The 20,238-nt window shown below is 64.8% G+C and carries 20 protein-coding genes and 2 pseudogenes; 13 read left to right on the top strand and 9 right to left on the bottom strand.

Going from position 1 to position 20,238, the window contains the following annotated elements; translation table 11 throughout:
- Nucleotides 1-48: 48 nt before the first annotated feature.
- The 3 genes from yidD to rpmH are packed head-to-tail and all read right to left on the bottom strand — an operon-like array spanning nt 49 to nt 838.
- Entirely contained in the window at nt 49-258 is a 210-nt protein-coding gene (gene yidD, locus K4G67_RS04345) for a membrane protein insertion efficiency factor YidD (protein ID WP_239805158.1), read from the bottom strand.
- Nucleotides 255-695 (bottom strand): ribonuclease P protein component, encoded by a 441-nt coding sequence (gene rnpA, locus K4G67_RS04340; protein WP_239805157.1) that lies wholly within the window; start codon nt 693-695, stop codon nt 255-257. The genes yidD and rnpA overlap by 4 nt, the downstream gene beginning before the upstream one ends.
- A gap of 8 nt (nt 696-703) precedes the next feature.
- Nucleotides 704-838, bottom strand: a complete 135-nt coding sequence (gene rpmH / locus K4G67_RS04335; protein ID WP_202087482.1) for a 50S ribosomal protein L34 — start codon at nt 836-838, stop codon at nt 704-706.
- A 213-nt stretch (nt 839-1,051) separates the two neighbouring features.
- Between rpmH and K4G67_RS04330 the strand changes: the two are divergent.
- Both K4G67_RS04330 and K4G67_RS04325 read left to right on the top strand, forming a co-directional pair.
- A pseudogene (locus K4G67_RS04330) lies at nt 1,052-1,966 on the top strand (YifB family Mg chelatase-like AAA ATPase); the annotation flags it as partial.
- 132 nt (nt 1,967-2,098) lie between these two features.
- Nucleotides 2,099-2,953: a hypothetical protein gene (locus K4G67_RS04325; RefSeq protein WP_239805156.1), complete on the top strand. Its 855-nt coding sequence runs from the start codon at nt 2,099-2,101 to the stop codon at nt 2,951-2,953.
- Here the strand turns inward: K4G67_RS04325 and K4G67_RS04320 are convergent.
- A complete protein-coding gene (locus tag K4G67_RS04320) occupies nt 2,950-3,174 on the bottom strand; it encodes a DUF6471 domain-containing protein (RefSeq protein WP_239805155.1) in 225 nt (74 codons plus the stop codon). The genes K4G67_RS04325 and K4G67_RS04320 overlap by 4 nt on opposite strands.
- Before the next feature lie 104 nt (nt 3,175-3,278).
- Between K4G67_RS04320 and K4G67_RS04315 the strand changes: the two genes are divergently transcribed.
- The 3 genes from K4G67_RS04315 (at nt 3,279) to K4G67_RS04305 (ending at nt 5,075) form a co-directional block, all read left to right on the top strand.
- Nucleotides 3,279-4,232, top strand: a complete 954-nt coding sequence (locus tag K4G67_RS04315) for an IS1595 family transposase (RefSeq protein WP_239805154.1) — start codon at nt 3,279-3,281, stop codon at nt 4,230-4,232.
- 101 nt (nt 4,233-4,333) lie between these two features.
- Nucleotides 4,334-4,615 carry a hypothetical protein gene (locus K4G67_RS04310; protein WP_239805153.1) on the top strand — a complete coding sequence of 94 codons (282 nt, stop codon included), beginning with the start codon at nt 4,334-4,336 and terminating at the stop codon, nt 4,613-4,615.
- Nucleotides 4,602-5,075, top strand: a complete 474-nt coding sequence (locus tag K4G67_RS04305; RefSeq protein ID WP_239805152.1) for a hypothetical protein — start codon at nt 4,602-4,604, stop codon at nt 5,073-5,075. The genes K4G67_RS04310 and K4G67_RS04305 overlap by 14 nt, the downstream gene beginning before the upstream one ends.
- Here K4G67_RS04305 and K4G67_RS04300 read toward each other — a convergent pair.
- Nucleotides 5,072-5,506, bottom strand: a complete 435-nt coding sequence (locus K4G67_RS04300; RefSeq protein WP_239805151.1) for a hypothetical protein — start codon at nt 5,504-5,506, stop codon at nt 5,072-5,074. The genes K4G67_RS04305 and K4G67_RS04300 overlap by 4 nt on opposite strands.
- A 62-nt stretch (nt 5,507-5,568) precedes the next feature.
- On the opposite strand from K4G67_RS04300, the pseudogene K4G67_RS04295 reads away from it, so the two are divergent.
- Nucleotides 5,569-6,174 (top strand): annotated as a pseudogene (locus K4G67_RS04295) (ATP-binding protein); the annotation flags it as partial.
- A 4-nt stretch (nt 6,175-6,178) separates the two neighbouring features.
- Here K4G67_RS04295 and K4G67_RS04290 read toward each other — a convergent pair.
- Complete coding sequence (locus K4G67_RS04290) at nt 6,179-7,693, bottom strand: GAF domain-containing protein (RefSeq protein ID WP_239805150.1); 1,515 nt, start codon at nt 7,691-7,693, stop codon at nt 6,179-6,181.
- A 108-nt stretch (nt 7,694-7,801) separates the two neighbouring features.
- Between K4G67_RS04290 and K4G67_RS04285 the strand changes: the two genes are divergently transcribed.
- The 5 genes from K4G67_RS04285 to K4G67_RS04265 all read left to right on the top strand — a co-directional run bounded on the left by K4G67_RS04285 (nt 7,802) and on the right by K4G67_RS04265 (nt 12,830).
- Nucleotides 7,802-8,446: a hypothetical protein gene (locus K4G67_RS04285; RefSeq protein WP_239805149.1), complete on the top strand. Its 645-nt coding sequence runs from the start codon at nt 7,802-7,804 to the stop codon at nt 8,444-8,446.
- Between the two features lie 56 nt (nt 8,447-8,502).
- Nucleotides 8,503-9,519, top strand: coding sequence for an SPFH domain-containing protein (locus tag K4G67_RS04280; RefSeq protein WP_239805148.1), 1,017 nt, complete (start codon nt 8,503-8,505; stop codon nt 9,517-9,519).
- The gene (locus tag K4G67_RS04275; protein ID WP_239805147.1) at nt 9,519-10,001 is read left to right on the top strand and encodes an NfeD family protein; all 483 of its coding nucleotides are present in this window, start codon (nt 9,519-9,521) and stop codon (nt 9,999-10,001) included. Before K4G67_RS04280 ends, K4G67_RS04275 begins: the two co-directional genes overlap by 1 nt.
- 10 nt (nt 10,002-10,011) lie before the next feature.
- Nucleotides 10,012-10,413, top strand: coding sequence for a peptide-methionine (R)-S-oxide reductase MsrB (msrB, locus tag K4G67_RS04270; protein WP_239805146.1), 402 nt, complete (start codon nt 10,012-10,014; stop codon nt 10,411-10,413).
- Nucleotides 10,414-10,547: 134 nt separating this feature from the next.
- The gene (locus K4G67_RS04265) at nt 10,548-12,830 is read left to right on the top strand and encodes a transglycosylase domain-containing protein (RefSeq protein WP_239805145.1); all 2,283 of its coding nucleotides are present in this window, start codon (nt 10,548-10,550) and stop codon (nt 12,828-12,830) included.
- Nucleotides 12,831-12,933: 103 nt separating this feature from the next.
- Here the strand turns inward: K4G67_RS04265 and K4G67_RS04260 are convergent, their stop codons facing one another.
- The 3 genes from K4G67_RS04260 to hflK form a co-directional block, all read right to left on the bottom strand.
- Entirely contained in the window at nt 12,934-14,472 is a 1,539-nt protein-coding gene (locus K4G67_RS04260; RefSeq protein WP_239805144.1) for a Do family serine endopeptidase, read from the bottom strand.
- A gap of 121 nt (nt 14,473-14,593) precedes the next feature.
- Nucleotides 14,594-15,439 carry a protease modulator HflC gene (hflC, locus tag K4G67_RS04255; protein ID WP_239805143.1) on the bottom strand — a complete coding sequence of 282 codons (846 nt, stop codon included), beginning with the start codon at nt 15,437-15,439 and terminating at the stop codon, nt 14,594-14,596.
- Nucleotides 15,439-16,614, bottom strand: coding sequence for a protease modulator HflK (gene hflK / locus K4G67_RS04250; protein ID WP_239805142.1), 1,176 nt, complete (start codon nt 16,612-16,614; stop codon nt 15,439-15,441). Before hflK ends, hflC begins: the two co-directional genes overlap by 1 nt.
- Nucleotides 16,615-16,756: 142 nt before the next feature.
- On the opposite strand from hflK, the gene K4G67_RS04245 reads away from it, so the two are divergent.
- Both K4G67_RS04245 and K4G67_RS04240 read left to right on the top strand, forming a co-directional pair.
- Complete coding sequence (locus K4G67_RS04245) at nt 16,757-17,782, top strand: Mrp/NBP35 family ATP-binding protein (RefSeq protein WP_275588742.1); 1,026 nt, start codon at nt 16,757-16,759, stop codon at nt 17,780-17,782.
- A complete protein-coding gene (locus K4G67_RS04240; RefSeq protein ID WP_239805141.1) occupies nt 17,760-20,219 on the top strand; it encodes a molybdopterin cofactor-binding domain-containing protein in 2,460 nt (819 codons plus the stop codon). Before K4G67_RS04245 ends, K4G67_RS04240 begins: the two co-directional genes overlap by 23 nt.
- The last annotated feature ends 19 nt before the right edge of the window (nt 20,220-20,238 follow it).

Here is a 20,238-nt window from a genome sequence, read left to right as displayed (position 1 = left end):
CCTGTCGTCGTCGGTCATGGCAGGGCCGCCGGACGCTGTCCGAATGCCTCATGGCACCGGATCATGGCCGCATCCGCCCCACGGATGGCAGCGCAATAGCCGCTTGCCCGCCAGCCAGCCACCCTTAATCGCGCCATGCCGGCGAAGCGCCTGTATCGCATATTCGGAGCAGGACGGCGTGAACCGGCACGAGGGCGGCAGGATGGCCGACGGCCCGATCTGCCACAGCCGGGCAATGGCGATGAGCACGTATTTCATCGGACTGTTGCCGCCGTATCGCCGCGCTCGCCGGCGGTCGGTCCGCGACGTCCGCGTGGCCTGCTGCCGGAATTGCGGCCGCGCGGCGGATCGCCCTTGCCATCGCGCGCACGCTTCAACGCCGCGCGCAATTCATCGGCAAGCCGTTCGAAATCGCGTTCGACCCCGCCGCTGCGCCCGATCAGCACGTGATCGTGCCCCGCCAGCCCGCATTCAGGCAGGATCGCCCAGATCAATTCGCGGAACCGACGCTTCATCCGGTTGCGCACGACGGCATTGCCGATCTTCTTCGTGACGGTAATGCCATAGCGCATCGCTTGCGGGTCGAGCCCGTTGGGCCGCGCGAGCAGCACAAAACCGGGCCGCGCGACACGCACGCCCCGGTTGGCGGCCAGATAGTCGGCCCGCCGGGACAATCCGGACGGGCGATTCGGCATAAAGTGGTTTAGGCCGACAGCTTCTTGCGGCCGCGGGCGCGGCGGGCACGCAGCACCTTGCGGCCACCGGGGGTGGCCATGCGGCTGCGGAAACCGTGGCGACGCTGACGCACGAGATTGCTCGGCTGGAAAGTGCGCTTCATGGCGAAATCCTGTATCTCTGGTTGGCCGGGATGCAATGCGCGAAACCGGCACGAATAAACAGGGCCGCCAGACGATGGCGACCGCGTGATGCGCTGCCGTTACGGTTCGCGCGCCGCAGAGTCAAGCACGAAGCCGGTGCGACGCCGCTCTCGACTTTGCAAACGATGCGCGTCACAAGCCGCAGCACGGCGTGAAAGAGGGCATTGAGCGATATGGTCGCACTGGTATCGACGGTTGCCTATCTCGGGCTGGAAGCGCGCCGGGTCGAGGTGCAGTGCCAGCTCGCCGCCGGATTGCCTGCGTTCAACATCGTCGGGCTCGCCGACAAGGCGGTGGGCGAGAGCCGCGAACGCGTGCGCGCCGCGCTGGCCGCGATGGGGCTGGCCCTGCCGGCAAAGCGGATCACCATCAACATGTCGCCTGCCGATCTGCCGAAGGAAGGCTCGCATTTCGATTTGCCCGTGGCGCTCGCGCTGCTCGCCGCGATGGAGGTGGCCGACGCCGAGCAATTGTCGGATTACGTCGCCGTGGGCGAACTCGCGCTTGATGGGCGGATCGTCGGCTCGCCCGGCGTGCTGCTTGCCGCGATCCATGCGGCGCAGGCGGACAAGGCGCTCATCTGTCCTGCCGTACAAGGCGCGGAGGCACAATGGGCGGGCGGGGCGTCGGTCGTTGCCGCGCCCGATCTCGTCAGCCTGCTCAACCATCTGAAAGGCACGCAGCAATTGCCGGTGCCCGCCCCCGGCGAGGTGGAGGAGCCGATGCCCGGTCCCGACTTGCGACAGGTGAAGGGGCAGGAGACGGCGAAGCGCGCGCTGGAAATAGCGGCGGCGGGCGGGCATAATTTGCTGATGATCGGGCCGCCGGGGGCGGGAAAATCGCTCCTTGCGAGTTGCCTGCCCGGCATATTGCCGCCGATGACATCGACAGAGGCGCTCGAAAGCTCGATGGTGCAATCGGTCGCGGGCCTGATGGAGGATGGCCGCATCCGCCGCGCGCGCCCGTTCCGGACCCCGCATCATTCCGCCTCGATGGCCGCGCTCACCGGCGGCGGGCACAAGGTGAAGCCAGGGGAAATCAGTCTCGCTCATCTTGGCGTGCTGTTCCTCGACGAATTGCCGGAGTTTCACGGCATTATGTAGCAAACGCACCAACGCGATGACGGGTGTAATCCCAAGTGCATGCAGGTGCCTCGCTAACGATGATGCCGCTCCAAATTAGGAGTTGGAAATTTGGCATACGTTTCATACAGCAGGGCTATGGGGAAAGAAGGCGCGCACATTCGGCTTAAGCTGGACACGGAAGAACCTGTAGCGCTTACGGCTTTTGTCTCGGAGTTTGTTGGTATTGCCAATCAATTCGAGAAATTTGTTTCGCGCGAATTCCCCGATATGAAAGCCGATAGTGAAATCTACATCAAGGAGGTCCGGAACGGCTGCATCGAAGCTGATCTTGTGACCTTTATCGCAGGAGGCACCTTATCGGCGGCGGCGGGCGCAGCAGTCTTTGCGCTCGATGCGATGGATAAGGTGCAAATCTTCGCGAAATTTGTTGATAGCCTCAAGAGGCGTGTTTCCCCCTACTTCCGTAAGGGTGGGAGAACGCATGACGCTAGCAAAGGCGATCTAAACGACTGGCTGAAAACGACACAGGCTATAGCGAATGATCCGAATGGCTCCACTTCTTTGGAAGCGGCAGTTTTCGAAGATGGTGAGCGCAAGGTTCGAGCCGCGTTTAAGTTCAACAGCAGCCAAGCGCGCGAAGCTGAGCGTGAAATCAATGAGCACAAGAAAGAATTAGAAACGGGAACTGCTGCTGATCATCCGCGGGTGATGATGCGGTTCGTTCGCCCTTCGATTGAAAAGGTCAGCAGTCACAAGAGGACAGGCGAACGAGCCCTGATCGAATCCGTTCATCCCAAGCCTCTTGCTGTGATGTATGCTTCTGACATGGCACGAGAACGCATACAGCACACATTGAAAGAAAGCGAAATCAACACGTTCAACCTTCTGTTCGATGTAGACGTGAACGTGGAAATGAGCAGAGGTAAGCCAACTGCTTTCCGTATTGTCCACATGCATGATGTGACTGACGCGCCCGACGAAGAAGACTAAATACGAATCTCTCGCGCTTCAATTGCTGTCAGACATTGAACAAGAAACACCGCTGTAAATTTGCCCCGGCTGATCTTGTTACGGATGTTCGGCTCTGTGTCCATCACGCCAATGTCAGCCAGTTTGCCAACTAGATCGGCATAGGTGATGCCCCGGCGCTTCAATTCGCCCTTGAGCATCCCTTTGACGCGATCCTCCCATTCTTTCTCTCTGACCGGCATTGCGTTCTCCTATGATGCTACATGCCATCATAGGCGATGCATTCGTCATTGACAACGCTACGTTATGTCATCATAAAGAGTGCATAAGCACTGGAAACGATGATATGCAACACTTTCTCCTCTCCGCCGCCGCTCGCACGTTGAGCCTCAAGGCCGTCTTTCGGATGACCGAAGAACGCGCTTACTCGACGTTTTGCGAGCTGCGCTGGCCCGAGACGGACGGCGAGGCGATCTGCCCGCGCTGCGGCTGCACGGAGGCTTATCACATCAGCACCCGCCGCAAGTTCAAGTGCGTTGCCTGCCATCACCAGTTCAGCGTCACCAGCGGCACAATCTTTGCCTCACGCAAAATGTCGTTCGGCGATCTGCTGGCCGCTATCGTGATCTTCGTGAACGGTGCGAAGGGCATTGCTGCCCTACAGCTTAGCCGCGATCTGGATTGCCAGTATAAGACGGCCTTCGTTCTTACGCACAAGCTGCGTGAAGCGATGGCGCGCGAGCAGATGGACCGCCAGCTTAATGGCTCGGTCGAAATCGACGGCGCTTATTTCGGTGGCTATGTGAAGCCGGAAAACGTGAAGGCCGATCGCAAGGACCGCCGCCTCACCGCAAACCGTTCGGGCAAGCGCCAGTGCGTTGTCATCATGCGCGAGCGTGGTGGCAAGTCGCTGCCGTTTATCGTGCGCAATGAAGGTGATGCCGTCCCTTACGTTCGTGACCGCGTTGGCACACTCGCGACGATCCATGCCGACGAAGGTACGGGTTGGGATGCGCTTCACGCCGGTTGGGACACGCATCGCATCAACCATTCGGTGCAGTTCATGGACAAGGGCGTCTGCACCAATCAGGCGGAAAGCTTCTTTAGCCGTCTTCGCCGCATGGAAGTCGGCACCCATCACCATATCGCAGGGCCGTATCTCTACGCCTATGCTAGCGAGGCGTCATGGCGCGAGGACAACCGCCGTGTGGATAACGGCTCGCAGGCTGCGATGGTGGGGGGCGCTGCCATGGCCTCGCGTCAAAGCCGGGTTTGGGCGGGGTATTGGCAAAGAGCTTGACATACCGATTTTTGCAAGTTACTGCCGCGCAGACGCAGTAACTTGTTGCCATTTTTGGTTTGCTCACTAAACTTACACTGTGGTAAGTTTGGAGTTCGCTTATGGCAGACACGATTTCGGACGAGCTCGAAAAGCTCATACGCGATCGCCTCGCGGACATGAGTGTCACTGATATCAGGATTTGTCTTGATTCTGATGACGCTGGTGAGCGAGCCTATCGCGTAATGGTTGTTTACGAAGCTAAACGTGGCGCATTGGAGTCGGCTAAAACGGCATCGCTTGCTCGTTATGCTCGACACAAGTTGCTTGATATGGACGAAAACGCTTTTCCGTTCTTTAGGTTTGTTTCCGATAAGGACGCGAAGGCTCTTGCAGCCGCTTGACCTTATAAAATCTGCGAAAGTCTTGCTGGAATCCAGTTCCGGCAAGCCTTCGCAGGTAAACTTAAGGCGTTCAATTAGCAGCATCTATTACGCCCTTTTTCATTGCTTGGCCCGTAATTCGGCAGACCTGCTAATTGGGGGCACGGGGTCTGACAGAAGCAAGCCTGCGTGGCAGCAAACCTATCGCGCTCTTGAACACGGTGTCGCGCTGAACGCATGTAAGGTCGACTCCGTAATAAGACAGTTCCCCAAACCTATCGAGGATTTTGCTAATCACTTCATCACTATGCAGGACAAGCGGCATAAAGCCGATTATGACCCCTTTGTGAAATTTACAAAATCTGAAACGGTCGCTGATCTAATGATCGCGGAAACCGTATTGGACGATTTTTATCGCGTAGCGATTAAAGACCGAAGGGCCTTTTGCGCCCATGTAATTTTCCGCAAAAGGAAAATTTAGTTTTTTAAAATCCCCCAAACCAGCAACCCGCTCTTACCCGGCTCTGAGACAACCAAAGCCCGATCCCGCAGATTGCGCAAAGCCGCGCCGATCCGCTTCTGCATCGCCTTCGTAAGATCGCGGTCGTTCAGGTTTAATTCCCGCTCTGCCATAAGCCGCAACGTGATGGCTTTTACGTCCATCGCGCCCTCTTTGCGCAGCATTGCTAGGATCGCCCGCGTTACCTGTCCCTTGAACGCCCTGTGGCGCGGTGGGAGCGGCTTGGGCTTTATCTCGTCCAGTTCAATGTCCGGATCGAACATGCGCAAGCTGGCGTCGATATGATCGAGGTCTATCATCGCCTGCCGAAGCTGGTCCTGTAGCCCGTCAATCTGTCCAGCGAGTTCGCCGCGCTTCTCTCGCAATGCGCTTACTACGTGTGTGTCTGCCATATGGTGACATTACGCCACGCGCATGATTGCAGCCATATACATGCTGGTGCGTTTGCTACATAATGCCGGAGTTTCAGCGTGCGGTGCTCGATTCGCTGCGACAGCCGCTGGAAACTGGCGAGGTCAGCGTCGCGCGGGCCAACGGCCACGTGACCTTCCCCGCCGATGTGCAGCTTGTCGCGGCGATGAACCCGTGCCGCTGCGGCCATCTGGGGGATCCGGCACTGGCGTGTTCGCGCGCGCCGAAATGTGCCGCCGATTATCAGGGCAAGATATCGGGACCGCTGCTCGACCGGATCGACCTGCATATCGAGGTCGACCCGGTGTCGGCGCGCGATCTGGCACTGCCGCCGGCGGCGGAGGGCAGCGCCGAGGTTGCCGCGCGCGTCGCCGCGGCCCGCGCCGTGCAGGCCGAACGCCAGGGACGGACCGGCGCGCGCACCAATGCGCAGCTCGATGGCGAGGCGCTGGACCGCTTCGCCACGCCGGACGTGGCGGGCCGCGAATTGCTGTTCAAGGCCGCCGATGCGATGCGCCTGTCGGCCCGCGGCTACACCCGCATCCTGCGCGTGGCGCGGACCATCGCCGATCTCGCCGGCGCGCGCGACATCGGCCGTCCGCACGTGGCGGAGGCGCTGTCCTATCGCCGGCAGGCCCCGCGCGCGTAAAGGCTTATCCCGCGACGCGTGCCACCGGCGCGGTAAAGCGCACGGCCATCCCCTCTTCGCCGAAAGTCACCTTCGCACTTCCGGCAGGGTCGAGCCCGCTTTGCACGAGCCGCATGCCCAGCCCCTTCTTCTCCGGCTCGGTGGCGGGCGGTCCGCCGATCTCCCGCCATTCGACGACGAGTTGCGGCCCATCGGCGTGATCCTCGACATGGCTGGCGATTTCGGCCCGGCCCCCTTCAACGGAAAGCGCGCCATATTTCATCGCATTCGTCGCCAGCTCGTGCACCAGTATCGAGAGCAGCAGCGTGGGCCGCGAGGCAAGGTTGAAATCCGCCCCCGACCAAACCGCCCGCTCCTCCACGCCGAGCCGCGACAACACCGCGTCCACCACCGCGCGAAGCGAACCTGCCGCGTGCGTCCGGCTCAACAATATGTCGTGCGCCGACGACAATGCGGCGATCCGGCGGTTGAATTCCATCACCGGTGCCGCATCCGCCACGCCGCGCAGCGTATGGCTCGCGATCGCCTGCACCAGCGCCAGCGAATTTTTCAGCCGGTGGGACATTTCCTGATTGATCGCGCGCTGTTCCGTGACATCGGTGATCACGCCGTAAAGCCGGTCCGGTTCGCCCTTCTTGCCCGGCGCCAGTTCCGCGCGCCTTTGCACCCATCGGCGCGCGCCGCCCGGTTGCTCGATCTCGTATTCCGAGACGCGCAGATCGTCGGCATCGTCCACGGCATCGAACCGCAACGCATCGCCAGGCTGCATCGCCGACAGCATTTTCACGTCGAGCGCGCTCGCATCGTCGAGGCCGTAGATACGGCGGAATTCGCGCGTGGTTTCGACGATTCCCGTCGTCAGATCCACCTCGAAGGCGCCGACATGGCCGGCCTCCTCGGCAAGGCGCATACGCTCCACCGTGCGGCGCATGATCGCGGTTTCGCGTTCGGCGTCGGCCACCTCGCGACGGAGTTCCAGATTGTTGACGACCTGTCTGGCAAGGCCGGTCAACATGCGCTGTTGTTCGCGGCTCAACCCGCCGGGACGGGGTACGGTGTCGATTACGCACAGCATTCCGATGATCGTCCCGCCGGGCGTGATCAGCGGCGCGCCGGCATAGAAGCGGATGTGCGGATCGGCGGTGACGAGCGGATTTTGCGCGGTGCGCGCATCCTTCGTCAGATCCTCGATGACGAGCATCCGGTCGCTGTGCATGCCATGGCGGCAGACCGACTGGCTGATCGGGGTTTCGCACGCCTCGAACCCGATGCGCGCCTTGAACCACTGGCGATCCGCCTCGACCAGGCTGATGAGAGCGACCGGCGCGTCGCACAGCTGCGACGCGATAAAGGCGATTTCGTCGAAAGCGTCCTCCGCCCCGGTGTCGAGCACGCGATAATCGTCGAGCGCGCGTCGGCGTTTGCGCGCGGCGCGGTCCTGTCCGGGCGGCGCGCTTTGCGCCGTGTCGCCGGGCTCTGTGGTCGAATCGTCGCGGGAGGGGTCTGCGGTATAAGTCATGATGCAAGGCGACCGTAACATGGCGGGCGGGCGGCGGCGAGACCTTGGCCGACAAGTCGATCATCAAGGCGATTGACGCTATCCACGGGCCGGGTCCATAGCATAGCCATGCTGTTTCGTATCGCGTTTTCTGTGCGGACCACGATGGCGGCGGCCATCGTCGCCGCCTCGCTGTCGTGGGCGATCACGGCCACGCTGGCACAGGATGCGGGCGCGGTCTTGGTGCCGGGGGCGGAGGACCGGGCGAGCCTGCGCTGTGCCGCGGCGTTTGCGCTGGCGGACGGCGCAAGGGCGCGCGGCAATCCCGTGCCCGGCTATGCAGGAACGGGCGAACGGGGGCGCGAATATATGGTGCGTACCGGCGCGCGCCTGACCGCCGCGGGGTGGAGCCGCGCCGATGTCGCCGCCGCCATGCGCGATGCGGCGGTCGAGGTCGCCGGACAATTGCCGCAACTGGCGCGGTCATGCAATGCGCTGCTCGACACAGAAGTGCCGCCCGCCCGCCCGGTAACGCGCGCGCGATGCGTGGCATCGCTTCAGATTGCCGCCGCCACCGCGCGCGGCGCGGAGGCGGACACCTTGCGCGGGCGCGCGGCCCGGCTGGCCGAAACGCTGCGCCGGGACGAAGGGGCCGAAACCGCCGACCGCACCATCGCCGCCGCGCGGGAGGCCATGTTGAACGGCCGCGCCGCGTCGGTGCCCGCCGATTGCGACGGCGCGGTGCCCGGTTTGCAACTGGTCAAACCGGATTGAAGCGCGCATGATGGCCCCCGCGTATCGATGGGGATGCGTGGGCATCGGGGAACACCATGTATATCGCTCTCATCCTGATCGTCGTGCTGGCGATCGTCATCCTGTTTTCCAGCGTGCGCGTGGTGCGCCAGGGCTATGTCTACACGATCGAGCGGCTGGGCCGGTTCACCAAACCCGCCAATCCGGGCCTCCATGTCATCGTGCCCTTCGTCGACCGCGTGGGTCAGAAGATCAACATGATGGAGCAGGTGCTCGACATTCCGGGGCAGGAGATCATCACCAAGGACAACGCCATGGTCGGCGTCGATGCGGTGGTGTTCTTTCAGGTGCTCGACGCGGGCAAGGCGGCCTATGAGATTTCCGGCCTGCACAACGCGATACAAGCGCTCACCACCACCAATCTGCGGACCGTCATGGGGTCGATGGATCTCGACGAAACCCTGTCGAAGCGGGACGAGATCAATGCCCGGCTGCTGTCGGTCGTGGATCATGCGACCTCGCCCTGGGGGTTGAAGGTGACGCGGGTCGAGATCATGGACATCCGCCCGCCCAAGGATATTTCCGACGCCATGGCCCGGCAGATGAAGGCCGAACGGCTGAAACGCGCGCAGATCCTCGATGCCGAGGGCAGCCGCGCGGCGGAGATTCTTCGTGCCGAAGGCGAGAAACAGGCCCGCATTCTCGATGCCGAAGGGCGCCGCGAATCCGCCTTCCGCGATGCTGAGGCGCGCGAACGCGAGGCGGAGGCCGAGGCCCGCGCGACACAGGTCGTGTCCGATGCCATCGCGTCGTCGGGGACGCAGGCGCTGAACTATTTCGTGGCGCAGAAATATGTCGAAGCGGTGGAGGAATTCGCCCGTTCGCCCAATGCGAAGACGATCCTGTTCCCGGTCGAGGCGACGCAGCTCATCGGCTCGCTCGGCGGAATTGGCGAACTGGTGCGCGATGCGGTGACGCCGCCCGCCGGCGCGGCCAAGGCGGATGCGCCACGCTCCGACCGTGCGTCTTCCGATAATGGCACGCCGTTCCCGCCGCGGCCCACCGTGCCCGCCACGCGGGACGATCGCGCATAATGGACTGGCTCGGCGATCTTGATGGGGAATGGGCATGGGTCGTGATCGGCATCGTGCTGGCCACGGCCGAACTGATCGTGCCGGGCTATTTCCTGATCTGGATGGCGGCGGCCGCCCTTGCGACCGCATTGGTCGCGGCGGTGACCGCGGTGGGGATCGAGATACAGCTGCTCAGCTTTGCCGTGTTCTCCGTCTTTTCGGTGGCGGCGGCAAAGAACTGGCTCAATTCCTATCCCATCGAATCGTCCGATCCGTTGATGAACGATCGCGGCGGGCGCCTGGTCGGTCAGGGCGTCGTCGTCACGCAGCCGATCGAAGGCGGCGAGGGTCGCGTGCGCCACGGGGACAGCGAATGGCCCGCACGCGGTCCCGATGCGCCGGTCGGCACCCGGCTCACCGTCATCGGCCACGATGGCACCACGCTTGTTGTCGGACCGCCGAGGGCTCCCCATATCGGCAGCAACAGCGAAATCATGCCCTAAGGAATTGACGATGGCCGATAAAATGAACCTCTCCGAAGCGGAATGGCGCGACCGCCTCACGCCGGAGGAATATCATGTCCTGCGCGAAGGCGGGACCGAGCGGGCGTTTACCGGCGAATATAATGCCAAGAAGGAGCCCGGCATCTACAAATGCGCCGGGTGCGGCACGCCCTTGTTTCCCTCCGACACCAAATATGATAGCGGTTCGGGCTGGCCCAGCTTCTACGCTCCGCTCGACGAGAATGCGGTCGAGGAAAAGACCGACACCTCCCACGGCATGGTCCGGACCGAGGCGCGCTGCGCCACATGCGAAGGGCATCTGGGCCATGTGTTTCCCGACGGGCCGAACCCCACCGGCTTGCGCTACTGCATGAACAGCGCCAGCCTGGACTTCGAACCGAAGGACCATTGACCGCTGCGCATCCTGTTCCGTCCGCCGCCTGCTCCCTCGCGCGAACGTTCATCGAAGGTTCTGGCTCCTTCGCCCATCTGTCGCTAGACACAGGCGCGAAGCGGGGCTTTCCCGTGGCAGATTGACGGACCAGAATGGCGAACGACAGCAGGCGGCGATCCACTCCGCGCCGGCCGCGCAAACCCGAAAAACGGAAAAGGCGCTGGCTCGGCCGGGTGCTGGGCTGGGGCGTTGCGCTTGTGGTTCTGGCCGCGGTGGGGCTGTTTCTCGCCGTGGCGTTCACCGCGCGTTCGCTGCCGAGCTACGCCGCCCTGCGTGCGAGCGAACATGCGCAGATGATCGTCGTGCGGGCGCGCGACGGGACGGAGATCGTCCAGCTCGGCCCAAGCTATGGCGAATGGCTCAACTCCCGCGAAATACCGCAGGTGATGAAGGGTGCGATGATCGCGGTGGAGGACCGGCGGTTCTACTCGCACTACGGGGTCGATCCGGTCGGCGTGCTGCGCTCGCTCTGGGTCCGCGCGCGCGAAGGGCGCTGGCGGCAGGGCGGCTCGACCATCACGCAGCAACTTGCCCGCAATATCTTCCTCAACAACAATCGCACGTTCGAGCGCAAGGCGCGCGAGGCGATCCTCGCCCTCGCGCTGGAGCGGAAATTCACCAAGGAGGAGATCCTCGAACTTTACCTCAACAAGGTGTATTTCGGCGGCGGCGCCTATGGCATCGATTCGGCGAGCCGGTTGTTCTTCAGCCATCCGGCGACCGAGCTGTCGACGCCGGAGGCCGCGATCATCGCCGGGCTGGTGAAGGCGCCGTCGCAATATTCGCCCACCGCCGATGCCGAGGCCGCCGTTTCGCGGGCGAGCATCGTGCTCCGCCTGATGGCGCAGGAGGGCGTCATCAGCCCGTATGAGGCGCGCAATGTCGATCCCGAAACGGTCCGGCTGAAAAAGGACCACGGGCAGAATTCGGTCCGCTATTTCACCGATTGGGCGCTGCCGCAGCTCGACATGCTGCTCCCCAATACGTTCGAGCCGATCGAGGTTTGGACCACGCTCGACCCCGGATTGCAGGATGCGGCCACCGCCGCGATCCGCAACAACGCCCCATCGGGCGCGCAGGGCGCCTTGGTCAGCATGGACCGCGACGGGGCCGTGCTCGCGCTTGTCGGCGGGGCGGATTACGTCAAATCGAACTACAACCGCGCGACGCAAGCGGTCCGGCAGCCCGGTTCCGCGTGGAAGCTTTTCGTCTATCTCGCCGCGCTGGAGGCTGGGTACACCCCCGATTCCGCCGTGATCGACAAGCCCGTCACGATCGAGGGGTGGACCCCGCGCAATTCCGGCGGCCGCTATGCGGGACAGATCGACCTTCGCAGCGCCTTTGCCTATTCAAAGAACACCGTCGCGGCGCAGCTGGGCGAGGAGGTCGGGTTCGGCACGGTCGCCAGCATGGCGCGGCGGTTCGGCATCACCACGCCGGTTTCCACATTTCCGTCGATGGTGCTGGGTGCGTCGGAAACGCGGCTCATTGACATGACGCGCGCCTTTGCCGCCGTGTCGGCACAGGGCCGTTCGGTTACACCCTATGGCATTACGAAGGTGACGGGGGCCGACGGCTCGCTCCTCTATCGCCGTCAGCCGGAACGCGAGCAGATGCTCGTCGCGCCCTATGTCGCGGCGGCGATGACCGACCTGTTGCAGACCGCGGTCAGCACGGGCACCGGCCGCGCGGCACAGATCGGCCGCCCCGTCGCAGGCAAGACCGGCACGACCAGTTCGAACAAGGATGGCTGGTTCCTGGGCTTTTCGAGCGGGATCACCACCGGCGTATGGATGGGCCGCGACGATGCAAAGGCGGTGAGAGGGTTACAGGGCGGCGCCGCACCCGCCCGCGCCTTTGCCGATTTTATGCGGCGCGCCGTTGCGAAACGCCCGGTCGAACAGTTTCAGACGGAATTACAGCTACCCGAATGGCAGCTCGAACCCGATGACGAGACATGGTTCGGCAACCCTGACGATTATTATTTCATGGATGAGGACGGCAACCCCGTCGATCCGGTGCGCGGCGATGGCTGGGGCCGGTATGAACAGGGTTACGGGCCGGGTTCCGGCGACGATTATGACGAGGATTACCGATATCGCGGCAACGAGCCGGAGGAGCCTCGCGTCGTGCGCCCGCGCGACGATTATCGCGGTCGGAACCGGGCCGAGCCGGATCGCGCCCCGTCCGCCCCGCCGCCGCCCGCCGCGAATGAGGATTTCCTGAACCGGGCGATCGGGCGCGGCGATGGCGGGGCGCCCGGGACGCAGGGCGCCCCACCCTCCGGCACCGCCGCTGCGCCGCCAAGGTCGCGGCCGATGCCGGCGCCGACGCCGGTCCCGACCCGAATCCCGGTTTCGCCGCAATCGCCCTGATTACCGGCCCTGATTATCGGCCCTGATTATCGGAAAGGCCAAAGGATGAAAAAAAGGGCCGCCTCCCATGGGGAAGCGGCCCTTTTCATGGCGGAACGGTGGCTCAGCGAATGCGGAGCGGGATATAGACCGCCTGCTGCCCCCGGCGCTGCACCCGCACCAGAACGGCCTCCCGGCCTTCGTCCTGTGCCATGCGAATCACAGCCTCCAGATCTGAGTTGCTGTTGACCGCACGGTAATTGGCGCTGAGGATAATGTCACCGCGGCGCAGTCCCTTGGCCGCGGCATCGGACGACCGCGCGACGCCTGCGACGACCAGCCCGCCGGTATCGTCGGACACGCCAAGCTGCCGCGCGATCTGCGGCGTGAGCGGCGTGGTCGACAGGCCGAGCGCCTCGCCGATGGAGGAATCCTCGCCGCTCGGCTCGCTCTGCTCCAGGCTGTCGCCGCTTTCCTCCGGCGCCATGAACTGGTTCTGCTGCGCCAGCTCCTCGGCCGAGGGGCGCTGCGCGATGCGGGCCGTCAGGCGGACACGCTCGCCATTGCGGATCGCGATGATCGGCACGCGGGAACCCGGCTCAATATTAGACACCACGAAGGACAGCGTCTGTTCCGGCGTGATTTCCTTGCCGTCGATTTCGACCACGACGTCGCCGGCGCGCAGGCCCGCTTCGGCCGCGGCGCCGCCGGGCACCACCGATTGCACGAATTCGCCCCGGTTCCGGCGAATGCCGAGCGAGGAGGCAAGATCGTCGTCGACGGCCTGAATCTGGATGCCGAGATAGCCGCGCTCGATCTCCTCGCCGCTGATGAGCTGGCGCACAATGGGCGCGGCGGTTTCGGCGGGAATCGCGAAACCGATGCCGACGCTGCCCCCGGTGGGGGAGAAGATCGCGTTGTTGATGCCGATCACATTGCCCTGCATATCGAACATCGGCCCGCCGGAATTGCCCCGGTTGATGGCCGCGTCGGTCTGCAGATAACGGTCATAGGCGCCGCCGCCGCCCGTCGCGCGATACACGGACGAGATGATGCCCGACGTCACCGTACCGCCCAGGCCAAACGGATTGCCGATGGCAATGACCCAGTCGCCGACGCGTGCCTGACGCGAATCGCCGAAATTGACGAAGGGGAACGGATCGTCACGATTGACCTTGAGCACGGCGAGATCGGATTCGGGATCCGCCCCGACCAGCTCCGCCTCATATTCCCGCCCGTCGGGCAGGGTGACGGTGATTTCCTCGATCGTGGCGCGGCCCTGTGCGGTGACGACGTGATTGTTCGTCACGACATAGCCGTCTTCGGAAATGATGAAGCCCGAACCCAGCGATTGCGCCTCGCGCGTTTGCGGCTGTCCGCCGCCGCCACCGCGCCGGCCGAACATCCCTTCGAACGGGGTGCCGGCAAACGGGTTCTGTTCCTGCACCTCGATCCGCTGACGCGTGGAGATGTTCACGACGGCAGGGGCGAGCTGTTCGGTGAGATCGGCAAAGCTTGCGGGCGCACCGCTGCGCGGGACGACGCGGCTCATCGTGGCGTCGTCGTTCTGCGCGATCTGCGCCCCGGCGGGATAGCCGGTGGCGAGAGAAACCGCGGCGCCGCCAAGAAGCAGCGCGGTGGTGAGCGAATAGGCGTAGCGCAAAGGTTCTATCCTCGTTCGTTTCTGTTGCACCGGACATGTTCTGTCCGGCCGTCCCATCCCCGGTCGGGCGTCAATTCACACCGCATCCCATGAATGGCCATTGAATAGCCGGATTTCAACGTCAGCGGCCGCCGCGAAACTGCCGCAGATATTCGTTGTCGGGCGACAGGATGATCGAACTGTTTTCATTGTCGCCGGCAAACACCGCATCGTAACTCTGCATCGCGCGGTAGAAATCGTAGAATTCCGGATCCTGGTTGAAGCTGTCGGCATAGGTGCTGGCCGCTTCGGCCTCTGCGCCGGCGCGGATGATCTGTGCCGCTTTCTGTCCCTGGGCGCGGATCGTGTCCGATTCCTGCTTTCGCGCGGATTCCATCCGGGTGAACGCGGTTTCGAGCGGACGGCCGGGCGGCAGATCGGCGCGCTTGATCTGCACATCGATCACCTGCGCGCCATATTCGCGGGCCTGCCGGTCGAGACCGCGTTGTATTTCCTCCATCGCCTCGCCGCGTTCCGCGGTGAGCAAGGCCTGGAAACTGCGCGTGCCGAGCCGCTGGCGCAGCACCGAGTTCAGGATCGGCTGCAATTGTTCGGCGACGCGTTCGGTGCTGCCGGCGGTTTCGACCATCAGCGTGGGGTCGATGATACGGAACCGGGCATAGGCATCGACCTCGAGCCTGCGCTGATCCCGGCTCAACACTTCCTGCCGCTGCATATCGACGTCGAGCACGCGCTTGTCGACCATCTCCACCCGTTCGATAAGCGGGATGCGGAACACGATGCCAGCGCCAGTCTGACCATAGTCGAGATTGGGACGGAAACGGTTCGCGACCCGTTCGGGCTTACCATTGCGGATGATTACGGCCTGCTGCGTTTCGGGGACCACCACGATCGACGCGGCGGCAATCAGCGCGAGCACGATGGCCGCAATGATGAGCGCCTTGTACCGGTTCCAGATATGTTCCATCACTGGCCTCCCGCGGCGTTGTTGCCATTGGCGGCCGGTCCCCGCGACGGCGTGGATGCGCCCGACGTGGCGGCGCTGGGCGCGGTATCGCCGCCGCCGCTGCGCCTGCGGCTCGCCTCCGGCAGGGGCAGGTAGGGCACGACGCCGTCGGCCTCCACGATGGTTTTCGGCGTCTGGCTCAACACGCGTTCCATGGTTTCGTAATACATGCGGCGGCGCGTGACCTCGGGCGCCAGGCGATATTCGCTATACACCTGATTGAACGCCTCGGCTTCGCCTTCTGCGCGGGCGGTGACCTGCTCGGCCCAGGCGCGCGCGCGATTGATGTCGGATTGCGCGTCCTGCTGCGCGGCAAGCACTTCCTTGAACGCGTCGATCACGCGGGTCGGCGGGTCCGCCTTCTTGATTTCGACACCCTGCACCGCGACACCCGAACGATACGCGTCGAGCAATTGCTGCATCCGTGCGCGCACGGCCTGCTCGATCTGCGCGCGGCCGGCACCCGACAGCGCATCGTCGAGCTTCACCTCGGCGACGCTGGCGCGCATGGCGGCCTCGGCCACTTCGCGCACGGTTTCATCGGGTTCGGCAAGCTGAAAGCTGTAAAGCTTCAGATCCTTGATGTTCCAGCGCACGAGATAGGAAAGGTCGACCAGATTCTGATCGCCGGTCAGCATCAGCTTCTCCTCCGTCCCGTCGGGGATATTGTCCCGCCGGATCGAGGTAACGTCCATGTCCGACACGCTTTGGATCGGCCAGGGCAGGGTGAGATGCAGGCCGGGGTTCAACGTGCGGGTATATTTGCCCGCCGTGGTGACGATGCCCTGTTCCTTGGCGTTGATCTGATGGACCGAACTCAGGAAGAGCCACAGCAGGACCACCGCCGCAATGATATACGGGGTCCAGCTTCTGCCGCCGGGCGCGCGGGGGAACTGCGTCGGTCCGCCGCCGCCGCCGCGCCGTTGGCGGGCGCGGAAAATGTCCTCTATGTTCGATGCCCTGCGACCCGGCGTGCGCCCGTCCGGGCTGCCTTGTCCGGCAGGCTCGCTGCCCGGCAGCCACGGGTTTTTCGGCTTGCCGCCGTCGCCCGCCGGCACGGTGTCCGGTTCGCCGCCCGGGCCGCGATCCGAATCGTCGTCGCCCGACGATCCCCCCCAGGGGTTGCGCCCGGCCATTGCCAAAATCCTGTCCTTCAGGGACCCGCCCGTTTTATCCATGATGTCCTTATAGCTATTGAGAGGCGCAAAAACAGGGGCTGTCGGTGGCTTTTTGCGCTGTTAAATGCGAACCGGTGCGAATGATCGTAAAGGAAACACCATGAATGACGCCCAACAAGGCGCCGCCCAGGGCCGCGAAACCGCCATCCGCACCGCGCTCGCCCCGGTGGCGGGCGACCGTGTCGAAGGGGTGCGCCTGACCGAAACCGCCGTGACGCTGGTCGTCGAGGTGGGCGGGCTGAACGATGGCGCGCGTGCCTCGCTGGAGCAACGCATCCGCGCCGCGCTGGCGGACATGGAATTGCCGCCGCTGCGCATCGCCATGACGGCGGAGCGTGGACCCGAAAAGCCGAAACCACGCCTCATCGCGGTCGGTTCGGGCAAGGGCGGCGTGGGCAAGTCCACCGTGTCGGCCAATCTGGCCGTCGCGATGAAGCGTGCCGGGCGCCGCGTCGGCCTCGTCGATGCGGACATCTACGGCCCGTCGCAACCGCGCTTGATGCAGAGCGAGGACAAGAAGCCGCAGGCGAAGGACAAGCAGCTCATCCCCGTGACCGGCGTGCTCGACATTCCGATGCTGTCGATGGGTCATCTCGCCACGCCGGATCAGGCGATCGCATGGCGCGGGCCGATGGCGGGCAATGCGCTGGCGCAACTGATCGAGGCGGACTGGGGCGATGTCACCGATCTCGTCATCGACCTGCCCCCCGGCACCGGCGACGTGCAGCTTACCATGATACAGAAGTTCAAGCCCATAGGCGCGGTGATCGTGTCCACGCCGCAGGATCTCGCCTTGATGGACGCGCGCCGCGCCATCGCCTTTTTCGACAAGGCGGCGGTGCCGACCATCGGCATTGTCGAGAACATGGCCGGTTTCGCCTGCCCCCATTGCGGCGAAGTCAGCGACCCGTTCGGCGCCGGCGGAGCCGAGGCGGCGGCCCGGGAACTGGGCCGCCGGTTCCTGGGGTGCATACCGCTCACCATGACGCTGCGCGAGGAAAGCGACGCGGGAACGCCGCCCGCCGCCGGATCGGGCGAGATTTCGGACATGTTTGCCGACCTTGCCGGGCAGGTCATGGCCTTTGCCGACAGCGTGGACGCCGATGCCGAAGCTGCGAAAGCCTGAAACCGCGCCGCGCTCCGCCGGGCGCGGTGTGCGTGTGACGCGGCGCGGCCTGCTCATCGGGGCGGCGGCGGGCGGCGGGCTGATCGCGGCATGGACGTTCATCCCGCGCGAATATCCGGTGCCGATCCCGCCGGGTGAGGGGCAGCGCGCCTTCGGCAGCTGGATCAAGCTGTCGCGCGATGGGGTGGTGTCGATCGCGGTGCCCGTGCTCGAAATGGGGCAGGGGGCGACGACGCTGCTGCCGCGCATCGCGGCGCAGGAGCTGGGCGCGGACTGGCGGCAGATCGCGGTGGAACCTGCGGCGATCAGTGCGACCTACGCCGATCCGGTGCTCGCCGCGTATTGGGCGCAGCTCTGGGCGGGGTGGTTCGCGCCCATCGCCGATACGCCCGGCGATACGCTGGCGAAACTTCACGCACAGCGAGAAACGCTGATGGCGACGGCGGACGGCACCGCGCTTGCCGCGTATGAAACGCCGCTGCGCGAGGCGGCGGCGGGTCTGCGCGCGGTGCTGTCGATGGCCGCAGCGGAGCGGTGGGACGTCGCGTTCGAGGAATGCCGCGCCGAGGGCGGCTTCATCATCCACGGCGACAAGCGCGTGCGTTTCGCCGATCTGGTCGATGACGCCGCCCGTTTCGACGCGCCCGATCCCCCGCTGCTCAACCCCGCCCCGGCGAGCGAGACGGCCGCGCCGATCTTTACAGGGCCGCACCAAAGCTACCCCCGGCTCGACGCGCCGTCCAAGGTCGACGGCAGCTTTCCCTTTGCCGCGGACATACGCCTGCCCGGCATGCTGTTCGCCGCCATTGCGCACGGGTCGTTGCCGGGTGCGCGGCTGACGGGTTTCGATCATGGGGCGGCGCGGCGCATCACCGGATATGAAGGGCGGGTGGTCCATGACGAATGGATCGCCGCACTGGGCCGCAGCACATGGGCCGCGGAAAAGGCTGTGAAGGCGCTTGCCCCCCGTTTTGCCCCGACCGGCGAACTGGCCGAGGATATTCGTATCGAGGCCGCGTTGCAGACCGCGCTGACCAAAGGTGAGGCGGTCGCTGTGCATGAAACCGGCGATCCGGTGCCTTTGCTCGACCGGCCCGATGCGATCGCGGCGCGCTATGACATTGCGCCGGCCTGGCATGGCACCCTCGAAACCGCGAGCGCGACCGCGCGGCTCGCCGATGGCAGGCTGGAGCTGTGGATCGCGTCGCAGGCGCCGGAGCAGGCGCGGCGCGCGGCGGCGGGCGCGCTTGGCATGGGGGTGCGCGACGTCGTCGTCTATCCGGTGGGCGCGGGCGGGAGCTTCGATGCGCGGCTCGACATTCGCATCGTGCGGGAGGCGGCACTGATCGCACGGGCGGCGGGGCGCTCGATACAGCTGAGCTATTCGCGCTGGCAGGAGATGCTGACCGAAATGCCGCGTGCGCCCATCGCGGCGCAGGTCCGCGCCGTGCCGGGGCGCAACGGGTTGATCGCCGCGTGGCAGTCGCGCATCGCCACCCCGGCACCTGCGCGGCAGATGCACGACAGGCTGTTCGCGCGCATGGCGCCCGCCGAGGCGATGGCGGCGAACGATGACGCGGTCGATCCGCCGGCGCTGTTCGGGGCGGCCCCGCCCTATCGCATTCCCGCCATGCGGGTGGAGGCGGTGCCCGCCGCGATCGGCCTGCCGGTCGGGCGGATACGCGGCAATGGCGATGCGGCGTGTTGCTTCATCACCGAAAGCTTCATGGACGAGATGGCGGGCGCCGCGGGGGCGGAGCCGCTGTCCTATCGCGTGGCGATGCTGGGTGGGGACGTGCGGCTGGCCGAATGCCTTCAGGGCGCAGCCCAGATCGGCGAATGGGATGGCGGCATCGCCGGATCGGGGCAGGGGATTGCCTGCTGGCACATGCGCGACCCTGCGGGCCGGGCCGACGGCGGCGGGCGGATCGCGGCCATCGTTCGCGCCCGGCGCGGCCCGATGGGGGTCGAGGTCGTCAGCATCGCGGCCTTTTGCGACATCGGGCGCGTCGTCGACCTCGAACTCGCGCTTCAGCAGATCGAGGGCGGATTGCTTTATGGCATGGGCCTCGCGCTCGGCTCGCGTGCAAGCTATGGCCGCGGATTGCCGCGGGAGGAAACGATCGGGGCGTTGAATCTGCCGGCATTGTCGCGCGCGCCGGACATAACCGTGGGTTTCGCCCGCAACGATTTCCCGCCATTCGACCCCGGCGAACTGGGGACCGTGGTCATCGCGCCCGCCATTGCCAATGCGCTGCATGCCGCAACCGGCGAACGGTTCCGCGCCCTTCCGATGGTTGCCGAACCCCTGATCCCGCCGCCGGTGGCAGCCCCCACCGATGCCGGGGCGGCAGAGCCGGGCGATGGCCCCCCGCCGGTTGACCCACCCGAAGACTCTGGCGCCGATCCCGCCCTTTCGAATGAAAGCATCACATGACCGATATCCACGACGCAAC

The sequence above is a fragment of the Croceicoccus hydrothermalis genome (assembly GCF_022378335.1).
In the GTDB taxonomy this organism is placed as follows: domain Bacteria; phylum Pseudomonadota; class Alphaproteobacteria; order Sphingomonadales; family Sphingomonadaceae; genus Croceicoccus; species Croceicoccus hydrothermalis.
The sequence above is the reverse complement of the archived record's forward strand: the minus strand, read 5'-3'. Positions and strand labels throughout refer to the sequence as shown.